Source organism: Flavobacterium sp. 11, assembly GCF_002754315.1.
Taxonomy (GTDB): domain Bacteria; phylum Bacteroidota; class Bacteroidia; order Flavobacteriales; family Flavobacteriaceae; genus Flavobacterium; species Flavobacterium algoritolerans.
The window spans coordinates 814,408-834,456 of record NZ_PEFE01000001.1 but is presented as its reverse complement, the minus strand read 5'-3'; the positions used below and the strand labels follow the sequence as shown (position 1 = coordinate 834,456).

Below are 20,049 nucleotides of genomic sequence, written 5' to 3'. Positions count from 1 at the left end.
TTTTTGTTACATTTGAAACCCACATCTAAACAATATAATTTTTTCCGAGAAAATAAAAAGTGGGTTCCTGACAACCGCAGGCAAAAAATAGTTTTTCGGAAGAAATTCAAAATTTTTTTTTAATGAGAATTATTTCATACAACGTAAACGGAATCAGAGCCGCCATTTCAAAAGGATTTATCGACTGGTTGCAACACGCAAATCCGGACATTATTTGTCTTCAGGAAATTAAGGCAACCGAAGACCAAATCCCAGTCGAAGATATTGCAAAAGCGGGTTATCCGTACCAATATTACTATTCGGCAACCAAAAAAGGATATAGTGGTGTAGCCATTCTATCGAAAATCAAACCCAATAATGTCGTTCACGGAACCGGAATTCACCACATGGATTTCGAAGGAAGAAACCTTCGCGCTGATTTTGATGGATTTTCAGTGATGAGTTTGTACTTGCCATCAGGGACAAATATCGATCGATTGGACCATAAATTCATGTTCATGGATGATTTTCAAACCTATATCAACGAACTTAAAAAAGAAACGCCAAACCTAATTATCTGCGGGGATTACAACATTTGCCACGAGGCAATTGACATTCACGATCCAATCCGAAACAAAAATGTTTCCGGGTTTTTACCGCAAGAAAGAGCTTGGCTCGATGGATTTATGAAGTCTGGATTTGTGGATAGTTTTCGTCATTTCAACAGTGAACCGCATCAATATTCGTGGTGGAGTTACCGCGCCGGAGCCAGAGGAAACAACAAAGGTTGGCGTATCGATTACAATTTAGTCAGCGATTCTTTAAAACATAAATTAAAAAGAGCCGTTATTTTATCAGATGCCGTGCATTCGGATCATTGCCCAATTTTGGTAGAGATTGAGTAAAAGTCTTTGCTAGGAATGAAGCAATCTGGAGCTATTTCCCGTCTCGTCTTAAAGACGAGAGAAAAGGATTTTCGTTTCAAACGAAGTTCACTGAACTCCTATGAAGGCAAAAGTATAGTGAAGTAATCAAGGCTAGGTCATTCGAATACAATTTGAATTTTTGCTTTCAAAACAACATTAGAAACAACATAAATACAAACAAAATGATTAAAAGAGTTTCCATCGGATTATTAGTATTGGCGCTTTCAACTTCTTGTGTATCTAAAAAAATATACAACGACTTAGAAAGTAAGTTCACCGATTTAAAAAAAGAAAATAGAAGTTTAGCAGATGAAAATGCCGATTTGCTAAAAGCTAAAAATCAATTAGAATTAGACCGTGACGGCTTAAAAACTGACTTGAGTAAATCCAAAGCCGAACTGGATAAATTGAAAGCAGATTACGCGGTGGCTCAAAATAAATTCAAAGTCCTGCAGGATTCTTATGCCGCTTTAGAAAAAAATAGCGGTGATGCTTTGCAAAGCAACATGAAGAAAAACCGTGATTTACTGGATCAATTAGACGAGAAAGGAAAAGCATTGGCATTAGAACAAGAGCGATTGAGCAAAAGCGCACAACGTTTGCAAGAATTAGAAGATTTGATTGCTGCCAAAGAAGCCAGCATGAAAAAACTAAAAGAAACCTTGTCTAAAGCCTTGAACAGTTTTGAAGGAAAAGGGTTGACAGTGGAACAAAAAAACGGAAAAGTGTACGTTTCTATGGAGAACAAACTACTTTTCAATTCGGGAAGTTGGGCTGTAGGTTCCGAAGGGAAAAAAGCAGTAATTGAAGTTGGAAAAGTTTTGGGTGACAACCCAGATATCTCAGTACTCATCGAAGGTCATACGGATGATGATGCTTTTACGGCTTCGGGACCAATTGCGGATAACTGGGATTTATCAACCAAAAGAGCGACAGCAATAGTTGCTATTTTGAGCGAAAACAAGAAAATCAACAAACAAAATCTGACGGCTGCCGGAAGAGGAGAATTCTCCCCATTAGCAAGCAATTCAACTGTTGACGGAAAAGCTAAAAACCGTAGAATCGAAATAATTTTAACGCCAAGATTAGACGAAATCGCAGAAATGTTGAATGAGATAAATTAAGGTTCAAAGTGTTAAAGACAGAAAGGTTCAGAGTTTTTTACTTTGAGCCTTTTTTGTTTTCTACGAGACGTATTGTAAAGCGTCTAGTGTTTTTAAGTTTCACCATTAAGAAATTAAGAAAATTAAGTTTTGATCCTTAATGAAACTTAATTTCTTAATGGTTAAAAAAAGAACCTTTCTTATTCGCAAATCTGCTAATTTCATCTTTCGATGGAAGGTTTCGATTGGCGAATTAGCGGTTATATTTTTTTAAATATCCCGTTTAGTTATAAATAAACGTTTCTCAATTTTCTGTTAACTGTAAATTTAAACCACAAACTAATTTTATCTTTGTTTTCGAAAAATAAAATACAATTTCCTTAAAAATGAAATACACTACTTTACCCAATACTGATATAAAAGTCAGCAAAATTTGCCTTGGAACCATGACTTTTGGGCAACAAAATACGGAAGCTGATGGTCATGCCCAAATGGATTATGTTTTAGAAAACGGAGTCAATTTCTTTGACACTGCCGAAATGTATTCGGTTCCAGCGCGTCAGGAAACTTATGGAAGTACAGAAAAAATCCTTGGAACCTGGTTTAAAAAAACAGGAAAAAGAGAAGAAATAGTTTTGGCTTCTAAAATTGCCGGACCCAGTCCTAATTTTGGCTACATGAGAGAGAAATTAGATTTCTCACCAGCCAGTATCAAGTTTGCATTGGATAATAGTTTAAAACGCTTGCAAACGGATTATATAGATGTATATCAATTGCATTGGCCGGAACGCAAAACCAATTGTTTTGGACAACGCGGTTTCAAAGTGCAGGATGATGCTTGGGAAGATAACATTCACAATGTATTGGAAACATTGGACGGTTTTATCAAAGAAGGAAAAATTAAACACATCGGACTTTCAAATGAAAATCCTTGGGGAATCATGCGTTTTCTGGAGGAAAGTAAATACAACAATCTGCCAAGAGTAAAAACGATTCAAAATCCATATTCGTTATTGAACAGACTTTTTGAAAACGGTTCGGCCGAAGTTTGCCTGAGAGAAAATGTGGGTTTATTGGCGTATTCGCCGATGGCTTTTGGGGTTTTGTCCGGTAAATTCCTTACTGGTGAAGCGCATCCAAATGCCAGAATTAAGTTGTTTCCGCAGTATTCCAGATACAACAGCGCACAATGTACTGAGGCTACAAGATTGTATCAGGAAATCGCCAAGAAAAACGGACTGACTTTAACGGAATTGTCTTTGGCATTTATAGAACAACAGCCGTTTGTAACCAGCACGATTATTGGTGCGACAACATTGGAACAATTAAAAGAAAATATTGATACGATTCAAGTGTCGCTTTCGGATGAAATTCTAAAAGCAATTGATGAAGTGCAAGCCGTGATTCCTGATCCGGCACCGTAAAGTAATAAACCCTATCAGAGTTCAAAACTCTGATAGGGTTGTTTTTAATTAAAGATCAAATTCCTCATCAAAGGATAAAGAATCCACTTTTATTTGCGTTGAATCTTGTACTTTGAATTTGATAAAAGATCGTGCAGGTCCTGAAATTAGTATGGGTAAGGATTTGTAAATAGTGTCTTCTGGCGTCAAAAGTCCTCTTCGAAACATAATATTTGTTAGAAAAGATTCTTGTTTTACAGCAAAATCTTTCAACATCCCTTGATCGTTGAACTGGTACATGAATTTCTTGGGACTTGGAATAATTCGGGCGAGATATAAGCATTCGTTAAGCGATAATTCCGAAGGTATTTTTTGGAAATAAAACTGACTTGCTTCACCAATTCCATATACATTTGGACCCCATTCGATAATATTAAAATACACTTCGAGCATGCGTTCCTTGCTCACAATTCGGTTATTTTCCAGAATGTAAACCAATAAAATTTCCTCCAGTTTGCGGGATACGGTTTTCTCTCGACTCAGAAAAGCATTCTTTACTAATTGCATGCTGATCGTGCTGGCGCCACGGGAGAATTTTTTGGTTCTTATGTTTTTGACGATGGATTGTTTGAAAGCTTCGCTGATAAAACCACGATGCGAAAAGAAAGAAGGATCTTCTGTAGTTAAAACGGATTTTCTTAAATACGGTGAAATTTGATCTAATGGCGTATAATTTGGATTGGCAGAACCAACCAAAATCGGACGTTGCAACACATTTTTTATAAGTGCGCGATACACAAATTCTCCATTGAGTTTGTTGAGATTGGCTTCTCCGTATTTTGTGATTTTCAGATTTTCTTTCTTCAATTTACTGTCAAAAACCAGTTGATTCGGTTTGTTTTGGTTGAAGGCAAAATCCAATTTGTAATCAAAAGTACCGCTCGCTTCCATTCCTTGAAAGTGGGTGAATAAACCGTCAGGTAGCGAGGTGATAAAGTCCTGCGCTTTCATTTTTGGAATGATTACCTTGAGTTTGTAAATCGTATCTTTCTCCGTTTCGTAAGCTACGTAAGGATTAAATTTTATCTTGTTCAACTGAACTGTTGAGCTGCTGTCAATCGAAATAAAATCAGAACCCAATAAGAATCGATAGTCAAATTTGGCATTCTTAAGAATAACATCTTTGCTGGCAATTTTCGGGTGGTTGAGTTTTAAATTGGCAATAGCCATAAAGCCATCAATATGCAATTCGTCGCCATCTCTATCTATGTTTTGAATATTTAATCGAATAGAGTCAAAGCTTGATTTCAGGTTGAAACGTTCGTCTAAATAGGGCATTTTGATGGCACCAGTATCAATATTGACGAAACGGATATCGGCTTTTTTATTTCTTGGATCGGCAAATCCTTTGATTCTCCATCGTTGTGAAATGGTATTGGTTTGAACTTTTATTGAAGTTTCGAGTTGTTTATTGACCAATCGCAGTTTTTGGAAATTAATGGTTGCTTTTTTTCCGTTATCATTGAGTCGAAAAGAAAGATTGTCCAAGATCATATCCGTAGGGACTAAATTCAGTGCTTTTGAGATTATTCTGTAGGCAAACTGTGCGTAATCTCTTTTCTCGTCGCTTATTTCCGTTTGGTTGTCTTTTTTTAGAAAAGCATCAAAATTCCTCAATTTTCCTTTTTTTACTAACTGGACAAAACCGTTCTGGACTTCTAAAGTTCCAAGTTGAACATCTCCCGTTATGAGATGCCATAAATTGACGCTGGTTTTTAGTTTTTGGATTTTAAAAAGCGTGTCTCTGTTTTTTGGAACCAGTATTATTTCGGTAAGATTCAAACCAGATAATCCGTCAAAGGAAGCTTTTTTTACCGTAAAAGAGCTGTTGTAATCCACTTCCATTTCATTGGAAACTTTTGCTATTGTTTGTTGTAAAACGGCATCTCGAAAGATATAAAAAGCAATAATTAAAGTGACAAATAACACAAAAAGTATTTTTGCTGCTAGAATTAATTTTTGTTTTCCGGTTTTCATAAACAGTTTAATAAGTAATACAATCTAAAATACAATGCGTTTGGAATCTCGGCCATAAAGAAAAGGAAAATAATACTAAGGGAAAGATTTTTATGGTTTTCTTTAGAATATTGATTGGGGAAAATGATTTTTTAAATAAAAAAACTACAACCATAAAGCGTTGTAGTTTTTAAATTATTGTGTAGCAGCTAAATTTGCTTTAGGGTTTTGGTTCTTTATATTCAAAAGGGTTGTAAAAGCGTCTTACTTTTTCCACAATCTGGTTTAAGGTCATTTTATCAGCTGTTTCTACGGCTTTTAGTTTTCCGGGTTCAATTAAATGATCCGTCATTAATTTTTGTTCCAGTTTAGTTTTGGTTTGCGCCGGACCAAAAACAATAAGTTCATCCGATTTTTTGACATAAGACAGCACTGATTTTATAAAATAATCCAGCTCTTGTTTTTTTCGGTCGTCAAATTTTTTGTCGCTATTGCCATGATGAACTCCTGAGAAAGTTCCTTTATTACCTTCGTCATTATGATGTACGCTGTTTTCAACCTCAGAATCTATTTCGGTAATTTTTTCTGTATCACCATCAAGAGCAACAATTATTGCTTTTGAGGAGTCTATCCAAATGCCAGTTTGTCTTTTCATGTCTTTGATATTTTAAATTAAAATAGATTGTTTTTTGCTGTTTTTATTGCAACAGAATCGCGCTTAGTTGACTTATTAGAACGTGTTCTGATTTATTTTTTCCTGAAAATGAAGAAGCTATAGCGTTGGCAGTTTTTAGAATTAAGGCATTAATTTCCTGAGTGAATAAGTGTGGGTGTTCTGCTCTGAAAATTTTAAAGTCGGGAAACACTTGTTCTAATTCCCATTCATTGGCGACAAGCCAGTCAAAAACAATCTCAATTTCATAAGCGGTATCGTCGCCAAATTCATTAAAACTGTTTTCCAGCGGAAGCCATTCGGTCTTTATTATTTGTTTCAGTTTGTTGATTTCTTCTGTACGAATGGTTTTGTCTATGGCCGCAATAGAATAGAACACTTTGCCTAAGTGTTCATATAAATGAGTCATAGTTTGGTGAGAAGGTTTCATTTTTATTTTCGTAAAGTATTGTTAAACATAAAGTTACGAAAAATAATGAATTCCTTTGCTGCTTTTTCTTTTTAATTGAAATAAACGTGAAATAAACAAAAATATAATTATTTGATTTCCAGTTTTTAACAAAAAAAGAGGAAGCCTTTTTTAGTGACTTCCTCTTTTTTGCAGCGGTAGAAAAATTATTTTTTCGAATATTCTTTGTCTAAAAATAAGTAACGGGCGTCGTTCTCTGCTCGTACTGATTTTGAGGCTAAATCGATAATCATGATTTCGGGTTTTTCTTCATTTTTTGCCATTGGCCAAACCGGAAGCTTATCACCATTTGGATTTCCAGTTTTAATAAAGTTGGCAAAATAATTCAGCATCGTTTCTGAAACTGCATAATCAGATTCTGTCCAGGCATAGTCTTTATTTCCGGCTAAATTACCCATTGCATATTCGATTTCGGCAGAGTGTACTGCTCCTTTTGGTATTGGTGCTTTTGGAGTGTTTGAATTCTTTTTGATGACACCGCCAGCAAGGCCAGCTTCAAGACTATTGTCTCGCATTTCTGGTCTGGGATGTGTGTAATAATAGCGGTATACTGGTTGTGTGCTGTTTTTTCGATGCAAATCAAACCATTTCCAGGTGCTGTAGGCGATAAAACGGTCACCCGATAAATCGGTGGCAGATTGCTCTGTTACTTCCAGAGTTCCTGTTGGATATAATTTCAATACTTCATCGGCTTTTTTGCCATACAATTCTTTTACTTTTTGAATATAGGTTTCATTACTGATGTCTTTTCCGGCTGTCAATGCTCTGTAAGTCATTTCTTCGGAGTTCCATCCTAATAATAAAGGAATCATAGCTTGTTGTTTGGCTTCAAAAGTTTCAGGTAGTGTTTTGGTTGAAAAATAACCGTCAATGGTAGTTTTAAAAACGCCTAAACTGCTTCCTAACGATTTTTGGTAAAGTTCTAACGTAGACATTTCACGAAGATTTTTTAAGGAAGTTGCTCCGATTTTTTGGGCATATTCAAGGCCTGTTTTTTCGGCTTCGGCCAAAGGAACGGGTGCTAATGTTGGGAATATAGAACCACCGCTTTCGCCAATAGCTCCTGCAATAAGTCCTTTTGATAAAGGAGAAGCCATTTGTGCACTTACGGCAATAGAACCCGCTGATTCTCCTGCAATAGTTACGCGTTTTGGGTCACCTCCGAATTTTGAAATATTAGCTTGAACCCATTTTAATGCGGCATTTTGATCTAATAATCCGTAGTTTCCAGATGCACGATTCGGTGATTCTTTGGTTAATTCCGGATGGGAGAAAAATCCCCAAATCCCTAATCTATAATTTACTGTTAGGGTTACTATTCCTTTTTTTGCCATATTCTCACCATCATAACGACTTTCTGAGCCATCGCCTGCAGCAAAACCACCACCGTAGAAATACACTAAAACCGGTAATTTTTCATTGGCAGATTTAGCAGGAGACCAAACGTTCAGGTACAAACAATCTTCGCTCATGCCATCACTTCTAAAACCCATATCGCCAAAAACATTAGATTGAATGGCTCGTGGTCCAAATTTTTTGGTTTGTTTTACTCCAGTCCAATTGGTTAAAGGTTGAGGCGCTTTCCATCGTAAATCACCTACTGGTGGTTGTGCAAACGGAATTCCTTTAAAACTTTGAATGTTTGTCTTTATGTCAAATTCTCCTTCAATAGTTCCGTTAGCAATAGTGAGTTGAACGGGGAAAGCATTTTGATTTTCGGCTTGTTGCGCTTCCGAAAAGAAAGGAATGAGCAACAGCAGTATTCCGATACAGTTTGTTTTTAGATTCATAGTGTATTATTTTATTTGTTTTTTTGATACTATATTTATCCAAATAGTTCACTCGCCACATCTTCAATTTTGGCTACCAATCGAATTTTGATTCCGGTATTTTTCAATGCAATTTTATTGTATTTGGATACAAAAATGGTCGAAAAACCTAGTTTCTCCGCTTCCTGAATGCGTTGGTCCACGCGGTTTACTGGACGTATTTCGCCTGAAAGTCCCACTTCGCCTGCAAAGCAAAAATCTTTATTGACTGCAATATCTTCATTCGAGGATAAAATGGCGGCTACAACAGCCAAATCTATCGCCGGATCATCTACTGAAATTCCTCCCGTCACGTTCAGGAAAACATCTTTGGCACCAAGCCTGAAACCGGCTCTTTTCTCTAAAACGGCCAGAATCATATTGAGCCTTTTCGCATTATAACCCGTTGTGCTGCGTTGCGGTGTTCCGTAAACGGCGGTGCTTACCAAGGCTTGGATTTCAATCATCAACGGGCGCATGCCTTCTAATGTTGACGCAATTGCAGTTCCGGATAATTCTTCATCTTTGTGTGAAATCAATATTTCGGATGGATTCGAAACTTCTCGCAAACCATTGCCTAGCATTTCATAAATACCAATTTCGGCAGTGGAACCAAAACGGTTTTTTAACGAACGTAAAATGCGGTATACGTGGTTTCTGTCGCCTTCAAACTGTAAAACCGTGTCCACCATGTGTTCCAGGATTTTTGGTCCTGCAATGTTTCCGTCTTTTGTAATATGACCAATCAGAATCACGGGAATATTGGTTTCTTTGGCAAACTTGATCAGTTCAGCGGTGGTTTCTCTAATTTGAGAAATACTGCCGGGAGTGGATTCAATATAATCCGTATGCAAGGTTTGAATGGAATCGATAATCACGATTTCCGGTTCAATGGCTTCAATTTGCTTGAAGATATTTTGGGTTTTGGTTTCGGTAAGAATATAGCAATTGTCACCGCTTGGCGTGATTCTTTCGGCACGCATTTTTATTTGTTTCTGACTTTCTTCGCCCGAAACATATAAAGTTTTGTAGGGTAACTTTAAGGATATTTGAAGTAAAAGCGTGCTTTTTCCAATGCCGGGCTCGCCACCCAAAAGAATCAAGGAACCAGGAACGATTCCGCCACCCAATACGCGATTAAGTTCCGCATCAGTGGTGTCCATTCGAATTTCCTGAGCCGAATCAATTTCGTCTATTCGTAACGGTTTCGGTGCTTTACTGTTGGTAGTAGTTTCGCTTTTCCAAGCTGTTTTTTCCTGTTTTTGGATAATTTCTTCCGCAATGGTATTCCATTCTTTACAAGAATTGCATTGTCCTTGCCATTTTGCATATTGTGCGCCACAGTTTTGGCAAAAAAAAGTTGTTTTTACTTTCGACATTATTTTTTTGGTGTTTGGCTTGTCATGTCATCGTATTTTTCCATCATCATGTTTTTTGTAAGGTCGCCAATTTCCTCTAATTGGGAAGCACTTTGATAGCGTTTTGCCGCTTTTTTCGGGTCGCCCATTTTTTCATACATTAAACCCAATTCATAATCGGCAAGCATTGACTTTGGATAATTTTTATTGGCAATTTCAGCTAATTTATCCAATTCAGGATAGGCTTTGTTTTTTAGAATTGCCGCTTCAATGGCTTTGAAATCGTTTACACGAATTGAGATTTTTAAACCTAAACTTTTGGACAAAGCAGCATATTTATTGGTCAAATAATCCACATAACCGGATTGCAACACAGCAATTTTTTCGCTGTATTCAGTAGATGAAATAGGCTTGTAAGCGTCAAAAAATTGGTATAAGGCATTTGGAATCGAGTATAGTACAAGCGAATAGTGTGATGCGCCTTTAAAATTATCGAACTTGTAATTTAATTCAGGATTAGTAACCTGTTTTATGTTTTCGTCCAGTTTTTTTATAGACTCTTGAATTTTTTTTATATCGCCATCTCCATTGGATTGATAATAAAAAATAGGTTGTTTTATATTCGAAAGTTTTTCTGGAATGATATTTTCCATTTCAGGAGCCAGTTCCGGGCTTAATGAAATATATCCATTGAATATAGGATTGTCTTTGTACAAGAAAAAGTTTAAAAATCCCGCCGTAGTGTCGTGTCCTGCAATGATTCGGAATGGCGCAACTGGGTATTTTTTTTCGATATAAGGAAGTAACTCGGCGCCAATAAACTCAAAGAATTTTGCTCCTTTTCCGGAAGGAACTCCATCTGCTTCATCATAAGTGCTGTCGTCAAAGCGTTCGTTATTTTTGTTTTGGCTTATGCCAACGACAATCATTTCGGGTAAATCATCCCAATAAGCACCGTAATTCAAAGCGCCATAAAATGGGTCAAATAAGTAATCGCCATCGAGTAAAATAAGTATAGGATACTTTTTATTTGGGTTTTTTTCGAAAGAAGGCGGAAGTCCAATTGTGATTTCACGGCTTTCGCCCAAAGCGTTTGAATCGAATGGTATGGTGGTTTTTTGTGAAAATGCTGTAATAGAGAAGAATAAGAATAGTAGTAGTTGTTTCATAATGTGGAGCGTTTAGAAATTAAAGTACACCTAAATAAGACAGCAATATAATACTTTATTTACTTTTATTTTAAAAACAAGAAAAGTTAAGGCGCCAGAATTGCACTTGCTTTTTAGAACAATAAATAGGATTTAGGGAGTTGAAAAATGCGCTAAACAAAAAACAACTGAATATCTGATTTTGAGTTAAGTAAATCAGATATTCAGTGTCTTGTGGAATTAAATACTTTTACTTTGAGTGATAAAATAAAGAATTTATCTTTTTCAAAAAGTATATCAGTACGTATTTGTTCTTTGAAGAATTAGGTCAAAGAATTGTCATTTTCGTTAGGGAAAATAATCCACGGTTTGAAGTCTTTTGCTTCTTCAAATTCTAGGATTGCATACGAAATAATGATAATAATATCATCTCTTTGTACTTTTCTGGCTGCTGGACCATTTAAGGTTATGATGCCTGAGTTTTTTTCGCCTTTGATAGCGTAGGTGTCAAAGCGTTCGCCATTGTTGATGTTTACGATGAATACTCTTTCTCCTTCAATGATATTGGAGGCTTCCAGTAAAGCTTCATCTATGGTAATGCTACCGATATAATTTAAATCAGCGCCAGTTACTTTTACTCGGTGTATTTTTGATTTTACGACTTGAATTTGCATGCTACAAAAGTAAATTAATTTAATGAAATGGTGTCAATCAATCGAATATTATTGACAAGTACCGCAATGAACGCACGGTATTTTTTATTTTTATTTTTTCGGGTACAAGGTAAAAGTGTTGCTTCATCGGCAATTACGAAATATTCCAATGTGAAGCGCGTGTTCTTGTTGAATGATTTTTGAACCCATTCTGAAATAGCGGTGGTGCTATTAGTCGCAAATTTTTCTTTTACAGCGGTTAGTGTTTTATGAATAATTGCCGCTTCGTTTCTTTCCTCTGTTGACAAGCGTTCGTTTCTGGAACTCATCGCAAGATTGTTGGATTCTCTGTATATAGGACAGCCAATTACGTTTACTTGTAAGTGGTTTTTGGCGACCATTTTTTTGACAATTTGTAATTGTTGAAAATCTTTTTCACCAAAATACGCGTTTGTTGGTTCTATTATTTCAAAAAGACGTTTTACAATGGTACCTACTCCATTAAAATGACCAGGTCTGAATTTGCCTTCCATTTGATTTTCAAGACCGTCAAAATCGAAAGATTGAGAAAGAGGTTTTCCATCATAAATGTCTTCAACAGATGGTGCGTATAGAATTATATTTGGATTTAAAGCCGTAAGTTTTTTTACGTCTTCTTCCAATGTTCTTGGGTATTTTGCTAAATCTTCGGGATTGTTAAATTGTGTTGGATTTACAAAAATACTTACGACAGTATTTTCATTCTCCAGCAATGATTTTTGCATTAATGCCAAATGACCTTGATGTAAAGCGCCCATGGTAGGAACAAATCCAATAGTGGATTGGACGGTTTTTATTGATTTCAAATAGTCGATTAAAGATGCTTTTCCGTAGAAAATATGCATGGCAGTATTATTAAAATTAAATGCAAACTTACTATTTTAGTTAATAACTGCATAAAATTTTGTAATTTTGCGTGGTTTTTATTGCCAATAAATTAAGTAAATTACAATATGAAAGATAAGAGGATATTATATGTATCATCTGAAGTGGTGCCTTATCTCGCTGAAAATGAGGTCTCTTTAATGTCTTACGACGTGCCGAAAATGATTAATGATCAAGGTGGACAGATAAGAATTTTTATGCCAAGGTATGGAAATATTAACGAGAGAAGACATCAATTGCACGAAGTAATTAGACTTTCGGGGATGAATTTGGTAGTGAACGACTTGGATATGCCCTTGATTATAAAAGTGGCTTCCATACCAAAAGAAAGAATACAAGTTTACTTTATTGATAATGATGAGTATTTCAAAAGGAAAGCCACATTTGCTGATGAAGAAGGGGTGATGTATCCTGATAATGATGAACGTGCCATTTTCTTTGCAAAAGGTGTAGTTGAAACGGTAAAAAAATTGAATTGGGTTCCTGATATTATTCACGTTCATGGATGGATGGCTGCTATGTTGCCCATTTATATGAAGCATTTTTACAAAAATGAAGCCTTGTTTTCTGAGACAAAGATTGTTACTTCGGTTTACAGTCAGTCTTTTGACGGTACTTTAGATGTTGAAATGATTAATAAAGTGAAATTTGACGGTATTCCTGATGATGCGATTTCGGATTTGGAAGTTCCAGACTACGAAAATATTATTAAGGCTACTATTAAGCATTCCGATGCTGTGATTATTGCATCAGAAAACCTGTCTCCAAGTTTAACAAAATATATAGAATCTTCAGGAAAACCTTTTTTACCTTTCGCACCGAAAGATGCATTCGCGGAAGCGTATACTAATTTCTATAGAAACGAGGTTCTTTAAATTAAACTTTTTTATTAAATATGTACAATAATTCTTTTTTTAAGAAAATTCTGGTAGTTGCGAGTGTTGTTTTTTTATATTCCTGTGATAAAGATTATAATGAAATTGGAGGTGATTTAATTGGTGAAAACAATTTTGATCTCAAAAAAGAAACGTACAATGTTTTAGCTTACAATCAAAAAACGGGTCCTATACAGTCGAATGATCTTGTGGTAAATCCTTTGGGAATTTATAACAATCCAAATTTTGGTGAAACAACGGCCAATTTTGGTACGCAATTGACTTTGCCAGCAACCATAACAACGATTAGTACAAGACCGTATATTGAAAGTGTAGTTTTGACAATCCCATATTATTATGATGCAACCAAAACAGTTACAAAAACTGATGGTAGTCATGAATATGTACTAGATTCTATATATGGACCTGATAAGGCTGAGATGAAACTAAGTGTTTACGAGTCTGGTTATTATATGAGAGATGCAGATCCTATTGGTGGATTTTTACAGCCTCAAAAATATTTTACAAATCAAAATGCAGAATTTGATAATGTTAAAATACCGAATCGTTTAAATGATGATTCCAGTTTGGCTCAAAACGATAAGTTTTTCTTTGACCCAGCGGAACATGTTGTGACTACGACAGATTCAATTACAAAAGTAGTTACAACTACAAGAACTCCTCCGGGAATGCAATTGAATTTGAATAAAGCTTTTTTCAAAGCAAAAATAATTGATGCTGTTGCAGCTGGAAAATTGGCAACAAATGATGTTTTCAAAGAGTACTTCAGAGGACTTTATTTTAAAATGGAAAAATCAGGAAGTAGTGCCGGAAATTTAGCAATGTTGAACTTTAAGGCGGGAAAAATTACTTTAAAATACAATGAAGATTTGTCAACAACAACTGCTGGTGTGACTACAATTACACGAGTTAAAAAAACCATAGTTCTTGATATGACCGGTAATTCAGTGAGTTTGTTGAATACAGATTTTGCAGGTAGCGGACTTTCTTATAATGCTTTGCCAAATACTGGAAATACAACTGAAGGGGATGATAAATTGTATCTAAAAGGTGGTGAAGGATCTGTAGCGGTGATAAGTCTTTTTAATACTCCGGGTGAGTTAGATGCTATTAGAAATAGTGGATGGCTGATTAATGAAGCTAATTTGGTTTTTCATATTGACGCTGCAACTATGGCTAATAATTATGAGCCACAAAGAATCTATCTATATGATTTTAATAATAACCGACCTATTGTTGATTATTATGCAGATGCAACAACAAATAGTGTTGATGTTAAAAAATCAAAAGCCATTTTTGATGGTAATATAAATAGAAATGCTACTAGTAAAAGAGGTGTTACTTATAAAATTAGGGTTACAAATCAAATAAGGAATCTTGTTAAATATAAAGATTCGACTAATGTTAAATTAGGATTGGTAGTTACAGAAGATATTGGTACAATAGCTTCTCATAAGTTAAGAACTCCAAATGCTTTTATTTCTGGAGCACCAAAAGCATCTGTAATGAATCCTTTAGGAACTATTTTATTTGGAGGTAAATCCACGGTTCCTGATGATAAGAGATTGAAGCTTGAAATTTATTATACAAAACCTAATTAAAGAAAAACTATGTGTGGAATCGTTGGTTATATCGGTTATAGAGAAGCTTATCCTATTGTAATAAAAGGATTAAGGAGACTTGAATATAGAGGTTATGATAGTGCCGGTGTGATGTTGTATGATGGTGAAGAGCTAAAACTTTGTAAAACAAAAGGGAAGGTTTCGGATCTTGAAGAGAAAGCTTCTACAGCAATTACAACAAATGGAACTATAGGAATAGGACATACGCGTTGGGCTACTCACGGTGTTCCAAATGACGTAAATTCTCATCCTCATCTTTCTAATTCAGGTGATTTGGCAATAATTCACAATGGAATTATTGAAAATTATGCGCCTTTAAAAGAAGAATTAATAAAACGTGGGTATGTTTTTCATTCGGATACTGATACTGAGGTGTTAGTAAATCTTATTGAAGAGGTACAAAAAAAAGAGAATTTAAAACTGGGGAAAGCAGTCCAGGTGGCATTGAATCAAGTAGTGGGAGCGTATGCAATTGCTGTTTTTGACAAAAAGACTCCGGACGAAATTGTTGCTGCCAGATTAGGAAGTCCATTGGCAATTGGAGTAGGAGAAGGAGAATATTTTATTGCTTCGGATGCTTCACCTTTTATAGAATATACTTCTAACGCAATCTATCTTGAAGATGGCGAAATGGCAAATATTAGATTGCATAAAGCCATGAAAATTAGAAAAATTAAAGATGATTCTTTAGTTGATCCTTATATTCAGGAGCTTCAAATGAACTTAGAGCAAATTGAAAAAGGTGGTTACGATCATTTTATGCTTAAGGAAATTTATGAGCAACCAAGTGTTATAAAAGATACCTATCGCGGAAGACTTCATGCTAATGAAGGTATTATTCAAATGGCTGGAGTTGAGGATAATTTAGAAAAATTCCTTAATGCTGATAGAATTATTATTGTGGCATGTGGAACTTCATGGCATGCAGGTTTAGTTGCTGAGTATGTTTTTGAAGAGTTTGCGCGTATTCCGGTAGAAGTAGAATATGCTTCGGAGTTTAGATATAGAAACCCAATAATAAATAGTAAAGATGTAGTTATTGCTATCTCACAATCAGGTGAAACAGCAGATACTATGGCTGCCATAAAACTGGCCAAAGAACATGGAGCATTTGTGTTTGGTGTTTGTAATGTAGTGGGTTCTTCTATTTCTAGGGAAACACATGCAGGAGCTTATACACATGCCGGACCTGAAATAGGTGTTGCATCGACTAAAGCTTTTACGACTCAAATTACAGTATTGACAATGATTGCTTTGCGTTTGGCAAAAGCTAAAGGGACTTTGTCGAATAGTGATTTTCATACCTATTTGCAAGAATTACAAATTATTCCTGAAAAAGTGAAAGAGGCTTTAGAGACAAATGAAAAGGCAAAAGAAATTGCTTCTGCTTTTAAAGATGCTCCTAACTGTCTTTATTTAGGAAGAGGATATAACTTTCCTGTAGCTCTTGAAGGTGCCTTGAAACTTAAAGAGATATCTTATATTCATGCTGAAGGATATCCTGCAGCTGAAATGAAACACGGACCTATTGCATTAATTGATGAACATATGCCAGTGGTTGTTATTGCACCTAAGCAAGGACACTATGACAAAATTGTAAGTAACATTCAGGAGATTAAATCAAGAAGTGGAAAAATTATTGCTGTTGTAACTAAGGGCGATACGCAAGTACGTGAATTAGCTGATTATGTTATTGAAATCCCTGAAACATCAGATGCTTTGTCACCATTGATTACGACAATCCCATTACAGCTTTTGTCTTATCATATTGCGGTTATGCGCGGTTGTAATGTTGATCAGCCTCGTAATTTAGCAAAATCAGTAACTGTAGAATAAGGTTTTATACAAAATAGATTTACATTATAATATTTAAAAAGCCTCGAAAGATTTTCTTTCGAGGCTTTTTTTTGAATAAGTGTTTTTAGGTTGGGACTTTTTTAAATGCCTGAAAAGCGTAAAGGAAACGTTAAATTTCCGCTGCTTTATCACTTTTATCAAATATCTAAAAATTAATAATTTTTTTGTGATAAATGTATTTTTTATATGCATGCATAATGATATTCTGTTATTATTACATAATTTTTAACATATAATAATAAAAAATAAATGTAGAATAAGTGCGAATGAGGTAAAATAACTGATAAATATGAAATTTTTTAGGCGCTTTTTTATTAATATCAAAAATATTTGTACTTTGGCGTCATAAACCAACAAATTTTAACCCAATGAGAGTGTATTTACTTTTTTTGTCATTGTTTTTTTGTAGCCTAACTTTTGCTCAAAATTCAATTTCAGGTATTGTTACAGACAGTAACAACCAACCTATTCCTGGAGCCAACATTAAAATTGTTGGAGACACTTCAGGTGCGATTACCGATTTCGATGGTTCTTTTATTTTAAAATCGTCCAGAAAGGCACCTTTTACAATTGAGGTGACGAGTGTAGGATATGTATCTAAAAAAATTAATGTTTCGTCTGATAATCAGAAGTTAGTTGTAAAGCTTGAAGATGAAGAGACTAAACTAAACGAAATAGTGGTATCTGCTTCAAGAACTCCAGAGAGAGTGATTGAGTCGCCGGTTACTATTGAGCGAATGGGTATTCAACAAATAAAAAGTACTACTGCGCCAACATTTTATGATGGTTTAGAAAATCTTAAAGAGGTGCATTTTAATACAAGTAGTATCTCATTTAAGTCTATCAATACAAGAGGTTTCTCAACGGTAGCAAATACTCGTTTCATGCAATTAGTGGATGGAATGGATAATTCTTCTCCTGCATTAAACTTTGTATTAGGAAACTTAATAGGTCTTTCGGATATTGATGTGGCTAATGTTGAGTTGCTTCCTGGAGCTTCTTCGGCTCTTTATGGAGCAAATGCTTTCAATGGTATTTTGTTCATGAATAGTAAAAATCCTTTTACAAATCAAGGGATTAGCACCTACGTGAAATATGGTCAAACAAGTCAAGATGTTGCGGGTACAAATGACTATTTTGATTTTGGATTAAGAGCAGCTACTGCTTTTAGCAAGCATTTTGCAGCCAAAGCAAATTTTAATTTCTTGAGAGCAACAGAATGGATTGCTGCTGATCAAAGAAGTATGACAGGTGGTTCAATTGGACATGCAAACAACCAAAACTATGATGGTTTGAATTTATATGGTGATGAGGTTACAACTTTTATTACTAATGTAGGTCAAGTTAGCAGAACGGGATATCGTGAGCAAGATTTAAATGACAATAAAGTAAAAAGTGTAAAAGCTGATTTCTCTTTGCATTTTAAACCATGGGAAGGTGAGACAGAAATTATATTGCAACATAAAATAGGTTTGGGAAGTACTATTTATCAAGGTGCAAATAGATATGCATTGGGAGATTTCTTCATGCAACAATCTAAATTGGAAATAAAAGGAAAAAATTTCTTTGTAAGAGGATATATTACAGATGAAGACGCTGGAAATTCATACGACATGCGTTTTGCTGCTTGGAATGTTAACAGAGCGGCAAAGTCTGATACAGAATGGTTTACAAACTACGCAACTGCTTATCAGCTTTCGGGAGCTGTTTTGGGTACTAACGCTCAACAATCAGCTACAAATGCAAGAAATTATGCTGATTATAATATCAAGCCAACAGGTTTAGCTTTTTTACCTACTCCAACAGGAAGTGCTAGATTTGAGCCGGGTTCTGCTCAATTCAAAAATGCTTTAGCTGTGGCGATATCTGAGCCAGATCTTACTAAAGGAGCTAAGTTTATTGATCAATCAAAGATTTACCATTCAGATGTGAATTATAATTTTAAAGATTTAGTGAAATTTGCTGAGATTCAATTAGGAGGTTCATTCAGACAGTATGAAATGAACTCTCAAGGAACAATCTTCACTGATTTTGACGGTCCATTAAGATATAATGAATATGGTGCTTACGGGCAATTGACAAAAAAATTCATGAATGACCGATTGAAATTTACAGGATCTGCGCGTTACGATAAAAGTCAAAATTTTGACGGAAACATTTCGCCTCGTGTATCTTTTGTTTATTCTGCCGGAGCAACTAAAAAACATAATTTCAGAGTTTCTTATCAAACAGGTTTCAGAAACCCAACTACACAAGATCAGTATATCGGTCTGGACTTAGGTCCGTTCGCTTTGATTGGTTCTGCTGCGGAGAATTTAGATCGTTTTACTGAAGTTAGAACTGTTAGTGCTGCAAGTCAGGCATTGGGAATTCCTGCAACTTTAACATTGACTGGTCAGAACGCATATAACAATTCATATACATTGACTTCTGTTCAGGCTTTTAGTGCTGCTATTGCGGCTAACCCAACCAATGTTCCAGCGGCGGCAGCTTTGTTGCAAGCGGCTAAGATTGGATTGGTAAAACCAGAAGAGGTTCAAGCTATCGAAGTTGGATACCGTTCGGTTGTTAATAATGATTTGTCGATTGATATAAATGGGTATTATAATTTATACAATGATTTCATGAATACTTCAAGAGTTATCAGTCCTTATTATGGGGATGTTAATACAACTTTTGATTTTGGTAATCCAGCAACTTTGGCTACACTTTCAGCTTTAAGCAATGGAGATAGAAGAGTATATCAAGTATATACAAATACTACAGCAAAAATTACATCTTTAGGTTTTGGTGTTGGTTTGTCTAAAAAAGTGTACAAGGATTTTGAATTGGGTGTAAATTATAATTATGCTGAATTTAATTTCAATCAAGAAGAAGATCCAAGTTTTGTTGCTGGTTTTAATACTCCAAAACATAGAGTTAAAGCATCTATTGGTAATACTAAATTGTTTAAAAACTTTGGTTTCAATGTTAATGCAAGATACAATACAGAGTATTTATGGCAGTCTTCTTTTGCTGACGGAATGGTACCTGAGAACACAGTTTTGGATGCTCAAATCAATTATGGTTTCCCTAAATTGAAATCAGTGCTTAAAGTTGGTGCTACTAATATTGGTGGGAAAGATTACATTCAAGTAATAGGAGCTGGTGCAATAGGACAACAATGGTTTGCTTCTTGGACAATCAACCCATAATTTAATAAGGTCAATAATTT

General features: G+C 35.3%; 15 protein-coding genes. 7 read left to right on the top strand and 8 right to left on the bottom strand.

What is annotated here, in order from left to right:
* Positions 1-122: 122 nt before the first annotated feature.
* The 3 genes from CLV00_RS03625 (at position 123) to CLV00_RS03615 (ending at position 3,432) form a co-directional block, all read left to right on the top strand.
* The gene (locus tag CLV00_RS03625) at positions 123-884 is read left to right on the top strand and encodes an exodeoxyribonuclease III (RefSeq protein ID WP_099713853.1); all 762 of its coding nucleotides are present in this window, start codon (positions 123-125) and stop codon (positions 882-884) included.
* Positions 885-1,087: 203 nt separating this feature from the next.
* Positions 1,088-2,029, top strand: a complete 942-nt coding sequence (locus tag CLV00_RS03620) for an OmpA family protein (protein WP_099713852.1) — start codon at positions 1,088-1,090, stop codon at positions 2,027-2,029.
* A gap of 365 nt (positions 2,030-2,394) precedes the next feature.
* Positions 2,395-3,432: an aldo/keto reductase gene (locus CLV00_RS03615; protein ID WP_099713851.1), complete on the top strand. Its 1,038-nt coding sequence runs from the start codon at positions 2,395-2,397 to the stop codon at positions 3,430-3,432.
* 48 nt (positions 3,433-3,480) lie between these two features.
* On the opposite strand, the gene CLV00_RS03610 is transcribed toward CLV00_RS03615, so the two are convergent.
* The 8 genes from CLV00_RS03610 to panC all read right to left on the bottom strand — a co-directional run bounded on the left by CLV00_RS03610 (position 3,481) and on the right by panC (position 12,420).
* The gene (locus CLV00_RS03610; protein ID WP_099713850.1) at positions 3,481-5,448 is read right to left on the bottom strand and encodes a transglycosylase domain-containing protein; all 1,968 of its coding nucleotides are present in this window, start codon (positions 5,446-5,448) and stop codon (positions 3,481-3,483) included.
* A gap of 199 nt (positions 5,449-5,647) precedes the next feature.
* Positions 5,648-6,082, bottom strand: a complete 435-nt coding sequence (locus tag CLV00_RS03605; RefSeq protein WP_091172364.1) for a hypothetical protein — start codon at positions 6,080-6,082, stop codon at positions 5,648-5,650.
* Positions 6,083-6,125: 43 nt separating this feature from the next.
* The gene (locus tag CLV00_RS03600) at positions 6,126-6,530 is read right to left on the bottom strand and encodes a hypothetical protein (RefSeq protein WP_233206849.1); all 405 of its coding nucleotides are present in this window, start codon (positions 6,528-6,530) and stop codon (positions 6,126-6,128) included.
* Between the two features lie 185 nt (positions 6,531-6,715).
* Positions 6,716-8,359, bottom strand: a complete 1,644-nt coding sequence (locus CLV00_RS03595) for a carboxylesterase/lipase family protein (protein ID WP_099713849.1) — start codon at positions 8,357-8,359, stop codon at positions 6,716-6,718.
* Positions 8,360-8,394: 35 nt separating this feature from the next.
* The gene (radA, locus tag CLV00_RS03590; protein ID WP_099713848.1) at positions 8,395-9,756 is read right to left on the bottom strand and encodes a DNA repair protein RadA; all 1,362 of its coding nucleotides are present in this window, start codon (positions 9,754-9,756) and stop codon (positions 8,395-8,397) included.
* On the bottom strand, positions 9,756-10,904 hold the full coding sequence (locus tag CLV00_RS03585) for an alpha/beta hydrolase (protein ID WP_233206848.1): 1,149 nt from the start codon (positions 10,902-10,904) through the stop codon (positions 9,756-9,758). The genes radA and CLV00_RS03585 overlap by 1 nt, the downstream gene beginning before the upstream one ends.
* A 302-nt stretch (positions 10,905-11,206) precedes the next feature.
* A complete protein-coding gene (gene panD, locus CLV00_RS03580; RefSeq protein WP_099713846.1) occupies positions 11,207-11,557 on the bottom strand; it encodes an aspartate 1-decarboxylase in 351 nt (116 codons plus the stop codon).
* A gap of 14 nt (positions 11,558-11,571) precedes the next feature.
* Positions 11,572-12,420: a pantoate--beta-alanine ligase gene (gene panC, locus CLV00_RS03575; protein WP_099713845.1), complete on the bottom strand. Its 849-nt coding sequence runs from the start codon at positions 12,418-12,420 to the stop codon at positions 11,572-11,574.
* A 108-nt stretch (positions 12,421-12,528) separates the two neighbouring features.
* Here panC and CLV00_RS03570 point away from each other — a divergent pair, with 108 nt between their 5' ends.
* The 4 genes from CLV00_RS03570 (at position 12,529) to CLV00_RS03555 (ending at position 20,029) form a co-directional block, all read left to right on the top strand.
* Positions 12,529-13,335 (top strand): glycogen/starch synthase, encoded by an 807-nt coding sequence (locus tag CLV00_RS03570; RefSeq protein WP_099713844.1) that lies wholly within the window; start codon positions 12,529-12,531, stop codon positions 13,333-13,335.
* 20 nt (positions 13,336-13,355) lie between these two features.
* Positions 13,356-14,957, top strand: a complete 1,602-nt coding sequence (locus tag CLV00_RS03565; RefSeq protein WP_099713843.1) for a DUF4270 domain-containing protein — start codon at positions 13,356-13,358, stop codon at positions 14,955-14,957.
* A gap of 9 nt (positions 14,958-14,966) precedes the next feature.
* Entirely contained in the window at positions 14,967-16,814 is a 1,848-nt protein-coding gene (gene glmS / locus CLV00_RS03560; protein ID WP_099713842.1) for a glutamine--fructose-6-phosphate transaminase (isomerizing), read from the top strand.
* A gap of 389 nt (positions 16,815-17,203) precedes the next feature.
* Positions 17,204-20,029: a carboxypeptidase-like regulatory domain-containing protein gene (locus tag CLV00_RS03555; RefSeq protein ID WP_099713841.1), complete on the top strand. Its 2,826-nt coding sequence runs from the start codon at positions 17,204-17,206 to the stop codon at positions 20,027-20,029.
* The last annotated feature ends 20 nt before the right edge of the window (positions 20,030-20,049 follow it).

Coding starts and splice junctions, on each gene's coding strand:
- CLV00_RS03610 (WP_099713850.1), bottom strand. CDS start 5,448: ATGAAAACCGGAAAACAAAAATTAATTCTAGCAGCAAAAATACTTTTT.
- CLV00_RS03605 (WP_091172364.1), bottom strand. CDS start 6,082: ATGAAAAGACAAACTGGCATTTGGATAGACTCCTCAAAAGCAATAATT.
- CLV00_RS03615 (WP_099713851.1), top strand. CDS start 2,395: ATGAAATACACTACTTTACCCAATACTGATATAAAAGTCAGCAAAATT.
- CLV00_RS03595 (WP_099713849.1), bottom strand. CDS start 8,359: ATGAATCTAAAAACAAACTGTATCGGAATACTGCTGTTGCTCATTCCT.
- panD (WP_099713846.1), bottom strand. CDS start 11,557: ATGCAAATTCAAGTCGTAAAATCAAAAATACACCGAGTAAAAGTAACT.
- CLV00_RS03555 (WP_099713841.1), top strand. CDS start 17,204: ATGAGAGTGTATTTACTTTTTTTGTCATTGTTTTTTTGTAGCCTAACT.
- CLV00_RS03625 (WP_099713853.1), top strand. CDS start 123: ATGAGAATTATTTCATACAACGTAAACGGAATCAGAGCCGCCATTTCA.
- glmS (WP_099713842.1), top strand. CDS start 14,967: ATGTGTGGAATCGTTGGTTATATCGGTTATAGAGAAGCTTATCCTATT.
- CLV00_RS03570 (WP_099713844.1), top strand. CDS start 12,529: ATGAAAGATAAGAGGATATTATATGTATCATCTGAAGTGGTGCCTTAT.
- CLV00_RS03585 (WP_233206848.1), bottom strand. CDS start 10,904: ATGAAACAACTACTACTATTCTTATTCTTCTCTATTACAGCATTTTCA.
- CLV00_RS03565 (WP_099713843.1), top strand. CDS start 13,356: ATGTACAATAATTCTTTTTTTAAGAAAATTCTGGTAGTTGCGAGTGTT.
- panC (WP_099713845.1), bottom strand. CDS start 12,420: ATGCATATTTTCTACGGAAAAGCATCTTTAATCGACTATTTGAAATCA.
- CLV00_RS03620 (WP_099713852.1), top strand. CDS start 1,088: ATGATTAAAAGAGTTTCCATCGGATTATTAGTATTGGCGCTTTCAACT.
- radA (WP_099713848.1), bottom strand. CDS start 9,756: ATGTCGAAAGTAAAAACAACTTTTTTTTGCCAAAACTGTGGCGCACAA.
- CLV00_RS03600 (WP_233206849.1), bottom strand. CDS start 6,530: ATGAAACCTTCTCACCAAACTATGACTCATTTATATGAACACTTAGGC.